We start from the raw sequence: 15943 nt of genomic DNA, 5'->3' as shown, positions 1-15943 counted from the left end.
CGGGGCCGGCGGGCGACGCCGCGGCGGGCCTTGGCGAGCCCGCGCAGGCCCTGGAAGGCGAGGTAGCGGCCGTGGCTGAGCAGTTCGGTGCGCAGGCCGGCGGCGCCCGCGGGCGGCCGGTAGCCGGCCGGGCGCAGCGGGGCGCAGTGCTCGGCGGCGCGGCGGAAGAACTCGCGGCGGTCGCCGGGCGGGATCCGGCCGGGCTTGGTGACGATGGTGGTGAGGTGGTCGAGCATCCGCGCGTAGATCACCGGCCGCCAGTGGGCCAGGTCGGGCCGGCCGTCGAGGAAGGCGAAGACCAGGCGGTACTGGCCGAAGATGTCGAAGTGCTTGCGGCTCGCGGTGGCCAGGATGTTGCCGCCCTCGCGGCGCTGGCGGTAGTGCAGGCCGACCTCGTCGAGCAGGGTGATCCGCCCGGCGGCGAGCAGGGCCGGGAAGGTCCAGGGGGTGTCCTCGTAGTAGCCGGCCGGGAAGGTGAGTCCCTGCTGCTCGACGAAGTCCCGGCGGTAGGCCTTGTTCCAGACCACCATCAGCAGGTCGAGCAGGTCGGGGCGCTCGTCCAGGGTGAAGACGTCGGGGCCCGGGCGGGTGAAGACGGCGGCGGAGCTGCTGCGCACCACCCGGCCGTCCCAGTAGGTGCGGGCGTAGTCGTAGACCAGGATGTCGGGGTCGGCGCCGGCGCGCAGGCGTTCGTCGACGTGCTGGAGCAGTCCGGGGGTGAGGGTGTCGTCGCTGTCCAGGAAGAGGACGTAGTCGCCGGTGGCGACGGCGAGGCCGGCGTTGCGGGCCAGGCCGAGGCCGACGTTCTCGGGCAGGTGCAGGACGGTGATCCGGTCGTCCTCGGCGGCCGCGCGGTCCAGGAGTTCGCCGCAGCCGTCCGGGGAGCGGTCGTCGACGGCGATCAGCTCGAAGTCCGGGCAGGACTGCGCCAGCACCGAGTCGAGGCACTCGGCCAGGTAGTCCTCCACCTGGTAGACCGGGACGATCACGCTGAAGCGGGGCATGGGATCACTCATTCCAGGACGGCGCCGGGCCCGCCGGGGTGCGGTGGGACGGCCGGGGCCGGGGGCGGGCCAGCCGCACCCTAGCCCGGCGGGGCCCGGCGGCGCACGTCCGGGCGGTGCGGTGCGGGGGCGGTGCCGGTCGCGGCGGTGCGTCTTCGGGCCGGGCGCGCGGACCGCCCGTGGGATGCGGAAGGTAGGATCGCTGGCGGTAAGTGCCCGGTTCACCCGAAATCGGGCAGAGCGGTCGCACCACCTGATGAAAGGCTCTGCGCAGCCGATGGCCCCCCGCCTCTCCGTCGTCGTCCCGATCTACAACGTCGAGCGCTACCTGGAAGAGTGCCTGGACTCGATCGCCGCCCAGACCTTCGGCGATTTCGAATGCGTCATGGTCGACGACGGTTCCAAGGACTCCAGTGCCGCCATCGCCGAGGCCTACGCGGCCAAGGACTCCCGGTTCCGGCTGGTCAAGCAGGTGAACAAGGGTCTCGGCGCCGCCCGCAACACCGGGTACCGGAACATCGCCGACGGCACCGAGTTCCTGGCCTTCGTGGACAGTGACGACACCCTGCCGCCGAGCGCCTACGAGCTGATGATCGGCACCCTGGACCAGACCGGCTCCGACTTCGCCACCGGCAACGTGCTGCGTTTCCGGGCGATCGGCTTCTATCCGTCGGGCGGTCACCGCAAGCCCTTCAAGGAGACCCGGCTCACCACCCACATCACCGACATCCCCACCCTGGTCACCGACCGCACGGCGTGGAACAAGGTGTACCGGCGGTCCTTCTTCGACGGCGCCGGCATCCTCTACCCCGAGGGCATCCTGTACGAGGACGCCCCGGTCAGCGTGCCGCACCACTACCTCGCCAAGAGCGTGGACGTGCTCTCCGAGCCGATCTACCACTGGCGGGAGCGCGAGGTCGGCGAGATGTCGATCACGCAGATGAAGTTCAACCCCAAGGGCGTCATCGACCGGGTCAAGTCGATGGAGCTGGTGCGGTCCTGGCTGCAGGAGCAGCAGGACCCGAAGTTCCGCCGCTACCTGCGCTCCTACGACGAGAACAACCTCGTCGAGGAGATCCCGATGTTCTTCTGGTCCGTGCTGGAGGGCGACCAGGCGTACCGGGACGCGTACCAGGAGTCGGTGGCGCGGCTGCTGCGCGCGATCGGCCCGGAGCAGGTCCGCAAGCTGCGGGCGCCGCTGCGGCTGAAGTACCACCTGACGGTGCAGAACCGGATGGCCGAGCTGGTCGAGCAGCTGCGGTTCGAGAAGGACAGCAACGGCGCCGCGCCCGCCCGCGGTCTGCTGCGCCCGTACGCCGACTACCCGTTCCTGCGCGGCGGCCGCAAGAGCGTCCCGGCGGACGTGCTGCGGCTGGACAACGCGCTGGTGATGCGCAGCCGGCTGTACGAGGCCGAGTGGAGCGAGGGCCGGCTGCACCTGACCGGCCACGCGTTCCCCGAGCACCTGGGCGCCACCAACCGGCACGACATGGTCAAGGGCCTGGTGCTGCGCGAGAGCAGCGGCCGCCGGGTGGTGGCGGTGCCGACCAAGGCGATGTACAGCCCGGAGGCGACCGCCAGCTCCCCGCACTCGCTGTACAGCTGCGACTGGGCCGGGTTCACCGCCTCGATCGACCCGGAGCGGCTGAAGCACCGCGGGCAGTGGAAGGACGGCTCCTGGCGGGTGCTGGTGGCCGGCGTCGGCAAGGGCGGCGTGTACAAGGGCCGGGTGTCCGGCGGCTGGAGCGACACCGGCGAGTACCCGCCGGTGCACTGGGTCGAGCAGGACGTGCGGATCGTCCCGTGGCTCAAGGACGGCCACCTCAACCTGCGGGTGGAGCGGGTGCGCGCGCGGGTCGTCAAGGTGACCGGCGAGCGCGGCACGGTCGCGCTGTCCGGCATGGTCGGTTCCGGTGCGGACCTGGCCGGGGCCCGGCTGCGGCTCAAGCACGTCGAGTCGGACCGCGCGCTGGTCCTCCCGCTGGAGCTCGGCGTGCCGACCGGCCGTCAGGTGCCGTTCAGCTCCTCCTTCGCCATCGCGGGGCTGACCGAGGTGCGCGAGTCCTGGGCGGCCCTCGACCCGGCGTCCGAGGAGCGGCTGCGCGACCGCTGGGACGTGGAGCTGCTGCTGGCCGACGGCAGCACGCTGCCGGTGGTGGTCGACGAGCGCACCGTCCCGGAGCACCTGGACCTGCCGATCGGCGACCACACCCGGGCGCTGTACTCCAAGCCCTCCCCCAGCGGGTACCTGCAGTTCGCCGACCAGGTGCTGCAGCCGGTGGTCGAGGAGGTGACCGCGGCCGACGACGGCGAGGGCTTCCTGCTCGGCGGCAGCTTCCCGCTGCCCGGGGTGCACCGGTACGAGCTGGTGGTCCGGCACCTGTGGCGCGAGGAGGAGCACCGCTACCCGGTGGAGATCGCGGACGGCCGGTTCAAGGCCGCGCTGCCTGCCGTGCCGACGGCGAGCTTCGCCGGCCGGGTGCCGCTGCGCAAGGGCACCTGGCAGGTGTTCTTCCGGCCGGTCGGCGCGCCCGCGGACAGCCTGTGGCCGACCGCGCTGCTCGCGCCCTCCTGCCACGGTGCGCTGCCGCTGGAGGTGGAGGCCCGCGGCAAGCGGATCGCGCTGGAGCGCCGGCTGTACGACACCCTGTCGCTGGAGTCCCACGACATACTGGATCCGGAGGAGCGCAGCGGTTTCCGCCAGCGCCAGCTGCGCGAGGCGTTCCCGTCGATGCAGCAGCGGCCGCTGTCGGACACGGTGGTCTACCACGCGGCGCTGGGCAGCCGGTACGCCGGTTCGCCGCGCGCCGTGCACGAGGAGCTGGTGCGCCGCGGCGGCGCGCTGCGTCACCTGTGGACCACCGACGACCTGCAGACCGAGGCGCCGAGCAGCGTCGAGCCGCTGCGCCGGCTGTCCGCGGAGTGGTACGAGGCGCTGGCCACCGCCAAGTACGTGGTGACCAGCACCCACCTGCCGCCGTTCTTCACCCGGCGGCCCGGCCAGGTGGTGCTGCAGACCTGGCACGGCACCCCGCTCAAGCGGGTCGGCCACGACTTCGAGAAGGTCTGGTTCACCGACTCCGAGTACCTGGAGCACCTGGAGGCCGAGGTACCGCAGTGGAGCATGCTGGTGTCCGCCAGCCGCTGGGCCACGCCGGTGCTGCGGCGGGCGTTCAAGTTCGAGGGCGAGGTGCTGGAGAGCGGCTACCCGCGCAACGACCTGCTGTTCGCCTCGGACCGGGAGAAGACCGCCGAGCGGGTGCGCGAGCGCCTGGGCCTGCCGGAGGGCAAGAAGGTGGTGCTGTACGCGCCGACCTTCCGGGAGGACCGCCGCCGGCCGCAGGACGGGTACCAGCTGGACCTGCGGATCGACCTGGCGGCGGCCCGCGCGGCGCTCGCCGAGGACCAGGTGCTGCTGGTCCGCGGCCACGAGCTGACCTGCGGCCAGGTGCCGGGTGCCGGTGACGGTTACGTCTGGGACGTCGGCAGCTACCCCGACATGGCGGAGCTGCTGCTGATCGCGGACGTGCTGGTGACGGACTACTCGTCGTCGATGTTCGACTTCGCGAACACCGGCCGGCCGATGCTGTTCTTCACCTACGACCTGGAGCACTACCGGGACAACCTGCGGGGCTTCAGCTTCGACTTCGAGGCGCAGGCGCCCGGCCCGCTGCTGGGCACCTCCGAGGAGCTGGTCGCGGCGCTGCGCGACGTCGACGCGGCGGTCGCCGGCCACCGGGACAGGTACGAGGCGTTCCGCGAGGCGTACTGCGACCTGGACGACGGGCAGGCCTCGGCCCGGGTGGTGGACGCGCTGCTGGGGCAGGACCCGCTGCAGCAGGGCTGACCGTACGCGACCGCCCCCGGGGACCGTCCGACGACGGTCCCCGGGGGCGGTCGCGCATCCGCGCCGCGGGCTTGCGGGGTCAGCCGCCGAAGCCGAAGGTCCGCCAGGGGCGCCAGACCTCGTCCGGTCCGAACCGGGAGAGGCTGAAGCCGGCCACCTCGAAGACCGCCCGGAAGTCCCGCGCCTGCTCGAAGGCCCGGTCCAGGACCGGGTCGGGCAGGCCGTGCGCGACCGTCACGTGCGGGTGGTACGGGAAGGCCAGCTCGCGGGCGAGCGGCCCGGAGCGGACGTCCGCCTCCAGCGCGCGGCACTCCTGCGCGCCCTCCTCGACCCGGACGAACACCACCGGGGAGACCGGGCGGAAGGTCCCGCTGCCCTGCAGCAGCATCCGGAACGGCCGGTGGCCGACGGCCGCGGCCCGCAGGTGCGCCTCGACGGCCGGCAGCGCGGCCGGGTCGACCGGGGTCGGCGGCAGCAGGGTGACGTGCGTCGGTATCGAGCGGGCCAGCGGGTCGCCGTGCCCGGCCCTGGCGTCCTGGATCTGCGCGCCGTAGGGCTCGGGAACGGTGATGGACACGCCGATGGTGACGGCCTCACCGAGGCCGTCACCGCCGGGGGTGCGCTCCACCGGCATCAGCGCTTCGGCGCCAGGAAGCCGATGCGGTCGTAGACCGTGGCCAGCGTCTCGGAGGCGACGGCGCGCGCCTTCTCACCGCCGAGGCCCAGCACCCGGTCCAGTTCGGCCGGGTCGTCCAGGTACGCCTGGGTGCGGGCCTGGAACGGCGTCACCCAGTCGGTGAACAGCTCGGCCAGCTCGGTCTTGAGGGCGCCGTACATCTTGCCCTCGAAGTGCTCGACCAGCTGGTCGACCGACTGTCCGCTGAGCGCGGAGTGGATGCGCAGCAGGTTGGAGACGCCGGCCTTGTTCTCCTCGTCGTAGGAGACCACCGTGCCGGTGTCGGTCACCGCGCTCTTGAACTTCTTGGCGCTGACCTTGGGGTCGTCCAGCAGGTTGACCAGGCCCTTGGCGGACGACGCCGACTTGCTCATCTTGGCCGTCGGGTCCTGGAGGTCCAGGATCTTGGCCGTCTCCTTCAGGATGTACGGCTTGGGCAGCGTGAAGGTCGGCGCGTAGCGGCTGTTGAAGCGCTCGGCGAGGTCCCGGGTGAGCTCCAGGTGCTGGCGCTGGTCCTCGCCGACCGGCACCGCGTCGGCCTGGTAGAGCAGGATGTCGGCGATCTGCAGGATCGGGTACGTGAACAGGCCGACCGAGGTGCGGTCGCTGCCCTGCTTGGCGGACTTGTCCTTGAACTGGGTCATCCGGGCCGCCTCGCCGAAGCCGGTGAGGCAGTTCATCACCCAGCCGAGCTGCGCGTGCTCGGGCACGTGCGACTGGACGAACAGGGTGCAGCGCTCGGGGTCGAGGCCCGCGCCGAGCAGCTGGGCGGCGGAGATCCGGGTGTTCTGGCGCAGCGTGTCGGGATCCTGCTCGACGGTGATCGCGTGCAGGTCGACCACCATGTAGAAGGCGTCGTTCTCCTCCTGCAGGTCCACCCACTGGCGCACGGCGCCGAGGTAGTTGCCGAGGTGGAAGGAGCCCGAGGTGGGCTGGATTCCGGAGAGGACCCGAGGACGGTCCTTCACCGGACCGGTGGCGGCTGCATTGACCATGCGGGCCATTGTTCCAGCTTCACCGACCGCTCAGGAAACTTCCGCCCCTGGAGGAATCGACAGTGTGACCGCACTCACCCTGATGCGTTCGATCCGGCGGCCGTCCAGCTTGGCGACGGTCAGCAGCGCCCCGCCCTCCACCGGCACCTGGTCCCCCGGCTCGGGGAGCCGGCCGAGCTCGCGCACCACGAATCCGGCCACCGTCTCGTACGGGCCCTCGGGCAGGGTGACGCCGGTCTCCTCGGTGAAGTCGGAGAGGTTGAGCAGGCCGTCCAGCTCCACGCCGCCGCCGGCGAGGCGGCGGGTGGCGGTGGTGTCCTGGGCGTCGTACTCGTCCCGGATCTCGCCGATCAGCTCCTCGACCAGGTCCTCCAGGGTGACGATGCCGGCCGTGCCGCCGTACTCGTCGACCACGATCGCCAGGTGGTGGCCCTCGCGGCGCATCTCGCTCATCGCCTCCAGCACCCGCTTGGTGGACGGCAGCAGCTTCACCGGCCGGGCCAGGTCGCGGACCCGGGCGGCGGGCGTGCCGCGCGCGCCGTACAGGTCGCGGACGTGGACGAAGCCGGTCACCGCGTCGTACGAGCCCTCGGCCACCGGGTAGCGGGAGTGCGGGGCGGAGTCGGTCTCCGGGCGGACCTCGGAGACCAGCCGCTCGGCGTCCAGGAAGGTGACCTCGGTGCGCGGCACCATCACCTCGCGCAGCTGGCGCTCGCCGGCCGCGAACACGTCCGCGATCAGGGCCCGTTCGTCGCTGCCGAGTTCGGTGTTGGCGGCGACCAGGCCGCGCAGCTCCTCCGAGCTCATCGAACCGCGGCCGGCCGACGGGTCGCCGCCCAGCAGCCGGACCATCAGGTTGGTGGAGTGGCCGAGCAGCCAGATCACCGGGCGCAGCACCACCGACATCACGTCGACCACCGGCGCGGCCAGCAGGGCGATCGAGTCGGCCCGCTGAAGACCGATCCGCTTGGGGGTCAACTCGCCGAGCACCAGCGAGGCGTAGCTGATCACCAGGGTGAGTCCGACCAGGGCGACGGCGTCGGCGACCCCTTCGGACAGGCCCAGGCCCACGAAGACGGGTGCCAGCTTGCCCGCCAGGGTGTCCGCGCCGAAGGCGGCGGAGAGGAAGCCCATGCAGGTCACCCCGACCTGGACGGCGGCCAGGAAGCGGTTGGGGTCGGCGGCCAGGTGCGCGGCCCGGGAGGCGCGGCGGGTACCGGCCGATTCCAGCGCCCGGATCTGGCCCTCGCGCAGGGAGATCAGCGAGATCTCCGCGACGTTGAAGAGGCCGCCCAGCATGATGAAGACCAGGACGAGCGCCGCGTCCTGCAGTGTTTCACTCACGGTTGGCCATCCTAGGACGCGGCCGAGGGGGTGCGTCGGACCGTCCCGGGGGCGGCGAAGGCCGGACACCCCGGGAGGGTGTCCGGCCTTCGGCCGTCGCGCCGACGGTGCCCGGCCGCGCGGGCCGGGCCGCCGGATCAGATCAGGCCCAGCTCCTGCACGGCGTCGCGCTCCTCGGCCAGCTCGCGGACCGAGGCGTCGATCCGGGCGCGGGAGAAGTCGGAGATCTCCAGGCCCTGGACGATCTCGAACTTGCCGTCCTTGGTGGTGACCGGGAACGAGGAGATCAGACCCTCCGGCACGCCGTACGAGCCGTCGGAGACGATGCCCATCGAGGTCCAGTCGCCGGCCGGGGTGCCGTTGACCCAGGTGTGGACGTGGTCGATGGCGGCGTTGGCGGCCGAGGCGGCCGAGGAGGCGCCGCGGACCTCGATGATCGCCGCGCCGCGCTTGGCGACGGTCGGGATGAAGTCGTTCTCGACCCATGCGAGGTCCGAGCCGGTGGCCTCGAAGCCGCTCTTGCCGGCGATCTCGGCCTGGAAGAGGTCCGGGTACTGGGTGGCGGAGTGGTTGCCCCAGATGGTGACCTTCTTGATGTCCTCGACGGTCACGCCGGCCTTCTTGGCGAGCTGCGCGACGGCGCGGTTGTGGTCGAGGCGGGTCATCGCGGTGAACCGCTCGGCCGGCACGTCGGGGGCGTTGCGCTGGGCGATCAGGGCGTTGGTGTTGGCCGGGTTGCCGACCACCAGGACCTTGATGTCGTCCGCGGCGTGGTCGTTGATGGCCTTGCCCTGCGGGCCGAAGATGCCGCCGTTGGCGGAGAGCAGGTCGCCGCGCTCCATGCCGGCGGTGCGCGGGCGGGCGCCGACCAGCAGGGCCACGTTGGCGCCGTCGAAGGCGGTGGCGGCCTGGTCGGTGATGGTGATGTCACGCAGCAGCGGGAAGGCGCAGTCGTCGAGCTCCATGGCGACGCCCTCGGCGGCCTTCAGACCCTGGGGGATCTCCAGGAGGCGGAGGTTCACCGGCACATCGGCGCCGAGCAGGTGGCCCGAGGCGATGCGGAAGAGCAGGGCGTAGCCGATCTGGCCGGCCGCTCCGGTGACGGTGACATTGACGGGGGTGCGAGTCATTTCTGCCTACTCCAGCAAATCGCCGACGTGCCCCAGGCACGTCGGCGCTGGAGCCGAGGATGATCTCTCGACATCGAGAGAACTGGCCCAGGCTATCGCAACGGGCCCGACCCGGGCGCGTACGGGCGTGGCTGATGCGTCACACGGCCCCGCGGGCCCGCGGCCCGGCCCGGGAACGGCGTCGGTACCGCCTTCAGTGCCGCTGGCGGCCGATCAGGTTGCCGATGTTGTCGAGCACCGGGAGCTCCAGCCAGGGATCGGGCTGGGCCACCAGGGTGAGCAGCACGATCACCGCCCCGAGCACGCTCAGCACCGAGACGTCGGTGAACCGGCTGCGGACGGCCAGCAGCCCGACCTCGGGCAGGACCAGCCGCAGCACGGCGCCGAGCAGCAGCGAGGACCCGATCGTCAACACGCCGATCTTGAAACCACCGGCGAAGGTGATGGCCAGACCGACCGCGGCCACGGCCAGCACCAGCGTTATCGGCCACTGCCGGACCGGCAGCGGATGGCCCCCGTCGAGCGCCGAGCCGGCGCCCTCCGGCGGCAGCGTCCCGGTGGTCCTCGCCGGACGGCGCCGGGTGCGGCGCGTCACCTCAGCCGCCACGGCGGATCAGTGGCCGGCGCGGCGCTCGGCCGCCTCGACGATGTTGTTCAGCAGCATCGCGCGGGTCATCGGGCCGACGCCGCCCGGGTTCGGCGAGATCCAGCCGGCCACCTCGGCCACGGCCGGCTCCACGTCGCCCACGATCTTGCCCTCGCCGTCCCGGCTGACGCCGACATCGAGCACGGCCGCGCCCGGCTTCACGTCCTGCGCCTTGACCAGGTGGCCGACGCCGGCCGCGGCCACGACGATGTCCGCCCGGCGCAGGTGCGAGGCCAGGTCCCGGGTGCCGGTGTGGCAGAGGGTGACGGTGGCGTTCTCGCTCTTGCGGGTCAGCAGCAGGCCGATCGAGCGGCCGACCGTGACGCCGCGGCCCAGCACGACCACGTCCGCGCCGTCGATCTCGACCTTGTGCCGGCGCAGCAGCTCGACGATGCCGTACGGGGTACAGGGCAGCGGGCCCTCGATGCCGAGCGCGAGCCGGCCGAGCGAGGTGGGGTGCAGGCCGTCGGCGTCCTTGTCCGGGTCCATCAGCTCGAGGACCGGGTTGGGGTCCAGGCCCTTGGGCAGCGGCAGCTGGACGATGTAGCCGGTGCAGGTCGGGTCCGCGTTCAGCTCGCGGACCACGTCCTCCACCTCCTGCTGGGTGGCGGTGGCGGGCAGCTCGCGCTGGATCGAGGCGATGCCGACCTCGGCGCAGTCCTTGTGCTTGCCGTTCACGTACCAGCGGCTGCCCGGGTCGTCGCCGACCAGGACGGTGCCGAGGCCGGGGACGATGCCCCGCTCCTTGAGGGCCGCCACGCGGACGGCGAGTTCGGACTTGATCGCGGCAGCGGTGGCCTTGCCGTCGAGAATCTGGGCAGTCATGGCCCCATTGTCCTGGATCGGCGCGGGAGTCCGTGCCCGGGTGGCCGCCCGCGCCGCGGATACGGAACGTGTGCCTCTGGTTGCGGTTGCGCCACAGTTGTGTGCGCACTGCGGACGCGGCTGGACAGCACGGGGCGGGACACCGGACGATAAGGCCGGGCCATCCTGCCGCCCACGGCCCGGTGACGGGCCGACGGGGCCGGCGCAGGACGATCTGGGGACGATCTCGGGGGAAGACGACAGTGAGCAATCCGTACCAATCGCCGGATCCGTACGGCGGTTACGGTCCGCCGCAGCAGCAGCCGTACGGCACGCCGCCGCCCTCGCCGTACCAGCAGCCCGTGCCGCCGCCGGTCCAGCAGCCCGCCTACGGGTACCCCCAGCAGCCCTACCCGCCACAGCCGCAGCCCTACTTCCCGCCGCAGCCGGCCGCCGAGCCGAACAGCATGGCGACGGCCGCCATGGCGCTCGGCTTCGCCGGCATCGTGATCTGCTTCTACGGCGCGATGCTCGGCCCGATCGGGCTCGGCCTCGGCATCGCAGGGCTGAACCGGGCGCAGAAGACCGGCGTCGGCCGCACCCAGGCCATCGGCGGCATCGCGCTCAGCACCCTGGCGATCCTGATCGGCATCGCCGGCCTGGTCTTCTACGACACCCTGACCAAGAACCTGCCGTGACCGCGCTGTCCGCCTCCGCCCTGGCCACCCGCTGGGCCGCCACCGCCGGCACCCTCAAGGGTGCCTGGCTGCGCGTGCTCGCCCGCGGCGCGGGCGGGCTGGTGGCCGCCGTGGCGGTGGCGCAGTTGCACGACGCCCACGACCCCGGTGTGCTCTGCCCGTTGCGCCGGTTCACCGGCATCCCGTGCCCGGGCTGCGGCAGCACCACGGTGTTCATCGAGGCCGGCCACGGCGACCTGCTGGCCTCGGTGGCCGCGAACCCGGTCACCGTGGTGGCCGCGGTCGGCCTGCTGTTCGCCCCGCTGGGCGCCGGGCGCTGGTGGTGGGAGCTGCCGAACGGCCGGCGGAACGCGCTGATCGCCGCCGCCGCCGCACTGTCCTGGGCCTGGCAGTTGCACCGGTTGGGCATCTCCCGGCCCTGAGCCGACGCATTCCTGACGGTTGCTGACCCGCTATTGACCCGCGCGGTGTCAGTATCTTCCGCTAATGTCCCACCCGGTCGGCACCTCAACTGCCCGTCCGTCACAGGAATCCTCCTGTTCCGTCCCGCTGTCCCTTTCCTGCCCGGAGGCAGAGATGAGCTACCCGCCCGACCCGAACAACCCGTACGGCCAGCAGCCCCCGCCGCCGCCGGGCTACGGCTACCCGCAGCAGGCCCCGCCGCCGGCCCCCGGCTACGGCTACCCGCAGCAGGCGCCGCCGCCCCAGCAGCAGGGCTACGGCATCCCGCCGCAGCAGGGCTACGCGTACCCGACCGGCCCGTACTCCAACGCGGGCACGGTGCAGAACTTCTACGCGGGCTGGGGCAGCCGCGTGGTGGCGTACCTGATCGACCACATCGTGGTCGGCCTGATCCCGTGGATCGTGGTCTTCGTCGCGCTCAAGCCGTCGGTCACCACCACCTACTCGGCGAGCGGCTACCCGCACACCGAGACCACCGGCATGGGCGGGTACTACGCCGGCATCCTGCTGGCGAACGTGCTGGTCTGGGCGGGCATCGCGGCCATGAAGGCGACCGGCCAGTCGCTCGGCCAGAAGGCCGTCAGCATCCGCATGGTGCGCGAGTCGGACGGTCAGAAGCTCAGCTTCGGCGCGGCCTTCGGCCGTGAGGCGCTGCACATCCTGGACAGCTTCTGCTGCATCGGCCTGCTGTGGCCGCTGTGGGACGCGAAGAAGCAGACCTTCGCGGACAAGATCATGAGCACCGTGGTCGTCAAGGCCCAGTAGTCCCGGGCCCGGTGATCCGGACAGCCAGAAGGGCCCGTACCCCGCGCGGGGTACGGGCCCTTCGGCGTGCGCCGGACCGGTGTCAGTGGAAGAAGTGCCGGGTGCCGGTCAGGTACATCGTCACCCCGGCCGCGGCGGCGGCCGCCACGACCTCCTCGTCACGGACCGAACCACCCGGCTGAACCACGGCCTTGACCCCGCCGTCGAGCAGCACCTGGAGGCCGTCGGGGAACGGGAAGAAGGCGTCGGAGGCCGCGTACGAGCCCTGGGCCCGCTCGCCGGCCCGGGCGACCGCGAGCTTGGCGGAGTCGACCCGGTTGACCTGGCCCATGCCGACGCCGACCGAGGCGCCGTCCTTGGCCAGCAGGATCGCGTTGGACTTGACGGCCCGGCAGGCCCGCCAGGCGAAGGCCAGCTCGGCCAGCTCCGCCTCGGACAGCGCGTCACCGGTGGCCAGCGTCCAGGTCGACGGGTCGTCGCCCTCGGCGTGGATCCGGTCGGCCTCCTGGAGCAGCACACCGCCGGAGACCGGGCGGACCTCGGTGCGGTTGGCGGGGGCGTCGGGCGCGCGCAGCACCCGGATGTTCTTCTTGCGGGCCAGCACCTCGACGGCGCCGTCCTCGTACGCCGGGGCGACCACGACCTCGGTGAAGATCTCGGCGATCTGCTCGGCCAGCTCCACGGTGACCGGACGGTTGACCGCGATCACCCCGCCGAAGGCGGACAGCGGGTCGCAGGTGTGCGCCTTGCGGTGCGCCTCGGCGACGTCCGCACCGATGCCGATCCCGCACGGGTTGGCGTGCTTGATGATGGCGACGGCCGGCTCGGCGTGGTCGTAGGCGGCGCGGCGGGCGGCGTCGGTGTCCACGTAGTTGTTGTAGGACATCTCCTTGCCGTGCAGCTGCTCGGCGCCCGCGAGGCCGCCGGTGCCGTCGCTGTACAGCGCGGCGCCCTGGTGCGGGTTCTCGCCGTAGCGCAGCACGTTCTGGCGCTCCCAGGTGGCACCGAGGAACTCGGGGAAGCGCTCGTCGCTCGGCGCGTAACCGGCCTCGAACCAGGAGGCGACGGCGACGTCGTAGGCGGCAGTGTGGGCGAAGGCGGCGCCGGCCAGCCGCTTGCGGGTGGCCAGGTCGAAGCCGCCGCCCTTGACGGCGTCCAGGACGTCGGCGTACCGGGCCGGGTCGACCACCACGGCGACCGAGGGGTGGTTCTTGGCGGCCGCGCGGACCATCGAGGGACCGCCGATGTCGATCTGCTCGACGCACTCGTCCGGGGTGGCACCGGAGGCGACGGTGGCCTTGAACGGGTAGAGGTTCACCACGACCAGGTCGAACGGCTCGATGCCGAGCTCGGCCAGCTGCGCGCGGTGCGACTCCAGGCGCAGGTCGGCGAGGACGCCGGCGTGCACGCGGGGGTGCAGCGTCTTCACGCGCCCGTCCAGGCACTCCGGGAAGCCGGTCAGCTCGGAGACCTCGGTGACCGGCACGCCGGCCGCGGCGATCCGGCCGGCCGTCGAGCCGGTGGAGACGATGGCGACGCCGGCGGCGTGCAGGCCCTGGGCCAGCTCCTCCAGCCCGGTCTTGTCGTACACGCTGATCAGGGCACGCCGGATCGGGCGTACGTTCTCGGAGACGGGAGTAGTGCTGGAGGCGGCGCTCATGCCGGAATCCATACCTTTCGGTCTTCGATGCGGTGACCTTCGCGGGCCAGTCGGCCCACGACGTCGACGAGCAACTGGCGCTCGACAGTCTTGATGCGCTCGTGCAGCGCTTCGCCGCCGTCCCGGTGGTCGGCGTCGAGGACCTCCACCACGCCCTGCGCGATGATCGGTCCGGTGTCCACCCCGGCGTCGACCAGGTGGACGGTGCAGCCGGTCACCTTCACGCCGTACGCGAGGGCGTCCGGGACGCCGTGCGCGCCGGGGAAGGCGGGCAGCAGGGCGGGGTGGGTGTTGACGATCCGTCCGGCGAAGGCGGCGATGAACTCCGGGCCGAGGATCTTCATGAAGCCGGCCGTCACCACCAGGTCCGGCTCGTGGGCGGCGACCGCCCCGGTCAGCGCGCGGTCCCAGGCGCCGCGGTCGGCGAAGTCCTTGATCCGGTGGACGAAGGAGGGGATCGCGGCGCGCTCCGCGCGCTCCAGGCCGGCGATGGCGTCGCGGTCCGCGCCCACGGCCAGGATCTCGGCGCCGTACGCCGGGTCGGCCGCGGCGTCGATCAGCGCCTGCAGGTTGGTGCCGGAGCCGGAGACCAGGACCACCAGCCGGGCCGGGCCCGGGGTGCGGGGCGGAAAGACTTGGGCGGAAGCAGCGGCCACTGCGCGATTCTCCGTACGTCGTCGTGCCCGCTGGTACGTCCACCGTCGGTGGGGCCACTACGGGCGGCGCCAGGTCAAGCCGGAATGCCGGGGCCGCGGGTACCGCGCCGGACGGCGGGCCCGGGAACCCTGCTGGGCTGCCGACCGTCACCACGATAACGGCTGGTGAGAGGGCTCCCGTAACCACCCGGCCACGCTACGCGCGTAGTTGAGACGGGGATCTCGCCCGCCCGCCCCGGCCGGACCGGCTGGGGTGCCGCACGGCCGCCCCGGCCGAACCTGGTGGGGCGCCGCACGGCCGCCGACCGCCTGCGAGATCATTGACCGGCAGGCCGCCCGACGGGTGGCCGCAGGCGGCCCGAGCGCCGCACCGACGAGAAGGAATGGCTGACACCATGAGCGGAGACAGCACCGGCGAGCGCAACCCGTTCGCGCCGCCGCCTGCGGACGCCCCCGATCAGCCGTGGCAGCCCCGGATCCCGCCGGCCGGGCAGCGCCCGCCGGCCCCGGACAGCGAGGACCAGGGCCAGGGCGAGCAGCCCCAGGTCCCGCCGCCGCACCCGTGGAGCCCCGGCCACCGCGGCGGCGGCTGGAACCCGCCGCCGCCGGCGCCCAAGTTCGACCCGACCGACCCGGTCCAGCGCAAGGCCCGGTACGCGCTGAGCTCCGGCATCGGCGCGCTGCTCTGCCTGCTCCTCGGCTACCTCCCGGTCTCCCTGCTGCTCGGCGCGCTCGCCGTGTACTGGGCGGTCAGCTCCCTGCGCGGCGCCCGCACGGCGCAGGGGGCCGCTCCGGCGCAGGGCACCGGTGGCGCGCAGGGAGTCGGTGGCGCGCGGGGACTCGGTGGCGCGCAGGCCGCCGCATCCGGGGCCCAGACCCCGGCGGCGGTGGCCGGCCTGTTCATCGGCGCGGCCTCGGTGCTGGTCACCATGGGCTGGTTCGGCACGCTCACCTACTACAACGACTACGTCGTCTGCGTGCAGGACGCCCCGACCATCGAAGCCCGGCACAGCTGCCAGGTCAGCGACCCGGCACCGCGCTGGCTGGTCACGCTCAAGGACCCCGACTCGCTCTGAGGCGGGACCGCGGGTACCTCACCGGGGGCGGCCCCACCGGGGGCGCGGGGAACGGCGCGATTCGGAAGGCGCGGCGCCGTACCTCCCGCCTCGCGCAGTTCCCCGCGCCCCTGGTGGGGTGACCGGAGCGGCCACCAGTAGGGGCGGCGCCGTACCTCCCGGCTCGCGCGGTTCCCCGCG

General features: G+C 72.7%; 14 protein-coding genes. 5 read left to right on the top strand and 9 right to left on the bottom strand.

Annotation, left to right across the window (positions count from 1 at the left end; genetic code table 11):
• Positions 1 to 1004: glycosyltransferase (locus tag AA75_RS02275; protein ID WP_082526184.1), on the bottom strand; the 1004-nt coding region annotated here is incomplete at its 3' end.
• Positions 1005 to 1281: 277 nt separating this feature from the next.
• Between AA75_RS02275 and AA75_RS02270 the strand changes: the two genes are divergently transcribed.
• Positions 1282 to 4851, top strand: coding sequence for a bifunctional glycosyltransferase family 2 protein/CDP-glycerol:glycerophosphate glycerophosphotransferase (locus tag AA75_RS02270; RefSeq protein ID WP_033817977.1), 3570 nt, complete (start codon positions 1282 to 1284; stop codon positions 4849 to 4851).
• A 79-nt stretch (positions 4852 to 4930) separates the two neighbouring features.
• On the opposite strand, the gene AA75_RS02265 is transcribed toward AA75_RS02270, so the two are convergent.
• The 6 genes from AA75_RS02265 to AA75_RS02240 form a co-directional block, all read right to left on the bottom strand.
• Entirely contained in the window at positions 4931 to 5479 is a 549-nt protein-coding gene (locus AA75_RS02265) for a 2'-5' RNA ligase family protein (protein ID WP_233288885.1), read from the bottom strand.
• Between the two features lie 5 nt (positions 5480 to 5484).
• Positions 5485 to 6522: a tryptophan--tRNA ligase gene (trpS, locus tag AA75_RS02260; RefSeq protein WP_033817975.1), complete on the bottom strand. Its 1038-nt coding sequence runs from the start codon at positions 6520 to 6522 to the stop codon at positions 5485 to 5487.
• 30 nt (positions 6523 to 6552) lie between these two features.
• Positions 6553 to 7866: a hemolysin family protein gene (locus AA75_RS02255; protein ID WP_033817974.1), complete on the bottom strand. Its 1314-nt coding sequence runs from the start codon at positions 7864 to 7866 to the stop codon at positions 6553 to 6555.
• Between the two features lie 137 nt (positions 7867 to 8003).
• Positions 8004 to 8996, bottom strand: a complete 993-nt coding sequence (locus AA75_RS02250) for a malate dehydrogenase (protein WP_033817973.1) — start codon at positions 8994 to 8996, stop codon at positions 8004 to 8006.
• A gap of 193 nt (positions 8997 to 9189) precedes the next feature.
• The gene (locus AA75_RS02245; RefSeq protein ID WP_033817981.1) at positions 9190 to 9591 is read right to left on the bottom strand and encodes a DUF3017 domain-containing protein; all 402 of its coding nucleotides are present in this window, start codon (positions 9589 to 9591) and stop codon (positions 9190 to 9192) included.
• A gap of 18 nt (positions 9592 to 9609) precedes the next feature.
• The gene (locus tag AA75_RS02240) at positions 9610 to 10467 is read right to left on the bottom strand and encodes a bifunctional methylenetetrahydrofolate dehydrogenase/methenyltetrahydrofolate cyclohydrolase (RefSeq protein ID WP_033817972.1); all 858 of its coding nucleotides are present in this window, start codon (positions 10465 to 10467) and stop codon (positions 9610 to 9612) included.
• Positions 10468 to 10709: 242 nt separating this feature from the next.
• Between AA75_RS02240 and AA75_RS48940 the strand changes: the two genes are divergently transcribed.
• The 3 genes from AA75_RS48940 (at position 10710) to AA75_RS02225 (ending at position 12371) form a co-directional block, all read left to right on the top strand.
• On the top strand, positions 10710 to 11144 hold the full coding sequence (locus AA75_RS48940) for a DUF4190 domain-containing protein (RefSeq protein WP_051811624.1): 435 nt from the start codon (positions 10710 to 10712) through the stop codon (positions 11142 to 11144).
• A complete protein-coding gene (locus AA75_RS48935; protein WP_158515429.1) occupies positions 11141 to 11566 on the top strand; it encodes a DUF2752 domain-containing protein in 426 nt (141 codons plus the stop codon). Before AA75_RS48940 ends, AA75_RS48935 begins: the two co-directional genes overlap by 4 nt.
• Before the next feature lie 154 nt (positions 11567 to 11720).
• Positions 11721 to 12371, top strand: a complete 651-nt coding sequence (locus tag AA75_RS02225) for an RDD family protein (protein ID WP_033817971.1) — start codon at positions 11721 to 11723, stop codon at positions 12369 to 12371.
• 82 nt (positions 12372 to 12453) lie between these two features.
• Here AA75_RS02225 and purH read toward each other — a convergent pair whose 3' ends face one another.
• Positions 12454 to 14031 carry a bifunctional phosphoribosylaminoimidazolecarboxamide formyltransferase/IMP cyclohydrolase gene (purH, locus tag AA75_RS02220; protein ID WP_033817970.1) on the bottom strand — a complete coding sequence of 526 codons (1578 nt, stop codon included), beginning with the start codon at positions 14029 to 14031 and terminating at the stop codon, positions 12454 to 12456.
• Positions 14028 to 14687 carry a phosphoribosylglycinamide formyltransferase gene (gene purN / locus AA75_RS02215; RefSeq protein WP_033817969.1) on the bottom strand — a complete coding sequence of 220 codons (660 nt, stop codon included), beginning with the start codon at positions 14685 to 14687 and terminating at the stop codon, positions 14028 to 14030. Before purN ends, purH begins: the two co-directional genes overlap by 4 nt.
• A 395-nt stretch (positions 14688 to 15082) precedes the next feature.
• On the opposite strand from purN, the gene AA75_RS02210 reads away from it, so the two are divergent.
• On the top strand, positions 15083 to 15763 hold the full coding sequence (locus tag AA75_RS02210) for a hypothetical protein (protein ID WP_051811619.1): 681 nt from the start codon (positions 15083 to 15085) through the stop codon (positions 15761 to 15763).
• Positions 15764 to 15943: the final 180 nt, after the last annotated feature.

This window comes from Kitasatospora sp. MBT63, from assembly GCF_000710465.2.
Classification (GTDB): Bacteria; Actinomycetota; Actinomycetes; order Streptomycetales; family Streptomycetaceae; genus Kitasatospora.
Note: the sequence above shows the minus strand (reverse complement) of the source record. Positions and strands in the feature narration are given on the sequence as shown.